Below are 1,312 nucleotides of genomic sequence, written 5' to 3'. Positions count from 1 at the left end.
ATGTGGTTCGCTATTCCTTCATCGTAGTGGACTTTCACCACCTACTCCTTGCCGGTCTCCCGGCGCACTCAGAACTTGTGCCGCATCCCCAAAGCCACGCCAACCATGCTGCGCTGCCCGTTGGCCGCGGCATAGCTGTTGCCCAGCGACAGGCTGTTGGCATAGACCGTGGCAAGCGACTCCAGCATCAGGCCGGCATTGCGAGCATAGGCCGTCGACAGGTACACATCCGTGCGCCGCGAAAACGCATAGTTGGCGACAAAGGCAACCTGCCACGGATTGGCCACTTCCGTATTGCCAAACAGGCTCCTGACATTGTCGTAGTTGTACTCCAGCGTCAGCCCCACGGCCGGGGTGACCTGATAGTTGGCGCCGATCCAGTAGTAGTCGTCCCGCTGGATCACCACGTCGGCGGCATTCTTGTTCTGACCCCAGCGATAGCCACCCATGATCTTGGCCGGGCCAAAGGCGTAGCTGGCCGCCACGACGGCCTTGCGCACGGTGCCATTGCTGGTGCCGATGGTGGGGTTCCACTGGTCATAGCCGATGGTGGCGCCGAACGGCCCGGTGGCATACGCCAGCGAGGCCCCGTAGGCGGTGTCGCGCCGGAACTGTCCGGGCACTTCGCCATTGCCGCCGATCGGGGTGGCAATACCAACAGTCTGCGGCAGCGCCAGCCCGGCGCCGAACGACCAGTGCGCCCGCGCCGTCAGCGGGCCGAACTGGCCGGTGTACTTGACCGTGTTGTCCTCGCGGAAATTGGCGCCCGCCTGCAGCACCACCGGTTCATATTGCGTGGCGTAGGCGGTAGGCGAGAAGTTCGCCAGCGCTTCAAAGATCGACGTGTACTGGCGGCCCAGGCTGAGCTGGCCGATGCCGGCGTGCTGCAGGGCGACAAAGGCCTGGCGGCCGAACAGGCGACCGCTCTGCTGCATGGTGCCGTTGTCCAGGCTGAAACCGCTTTCCAGCACGAACGACGCCTGCCATCCCGCACCAAGATCTTCCGCGCCGCGCAGGCCCCAGCGCGACCCGGACAGCCCGCCCGACGCCATCCGGAACACCTTGTCGCCCGGCCCTGGGTTGAAGCCGTTAGTGGCAACGGGCACAGCGCCGACGCGGTTCACGTATTCGACGTTGACGTCCGCCACGCCATACAGCGTGACGGACGATTGCGCGGCGGCCGCTAGCGGGCAGCCCAGCATCAAGGCCATCACGGTGCTTCTGGTTTTCATTCATCTCCTCCTTCTATGAGCAGTGGTTTGTCAAGTCCCTTTGGGAGGTTGGGGCTAGTCGACCGACGATCAAACTTCCT

At 64.0% G+C, this 1,312-nt stretch carries 1 protein-coding gene; it reads right to left on the bottom strand.

Annotated features, from left to right (window positions below; genetic code table 11):
• Positions 1–68: 68 nt before the first annotated feature.
• Positions 69–1,232 (bottom strand): porin, encoded by a 1,164-nt coding sequence (locus tag AC1Q7H_RS39760; RefSeq protein ID WP_492379702.1) that lies wholly within the window; start codon positions 1,230–1,232, stop codon positions 69–71.
• Positions 1,233–1,312: the final 80 nt, after the last annotated feature.

The organism is Cupriavidus sp. GW823-FHT06D04 (genome assembly GCF_058795055.1).
Note: the sequence above shows the minus strand (reverse complement) of the source record. Positions and strands in the feature narration are given on the sequence as shown.

Excerpts from the sequence above, each read along its gene's own strand:
- AC1Q7H_RS39760 (WP_492379702.1), bottom strand. The coding sequence starts at position 1,232 with ATGAAAACCAGAAGCACCGTGATGGCCTTGATGCTGGGCTGCCCGCTA.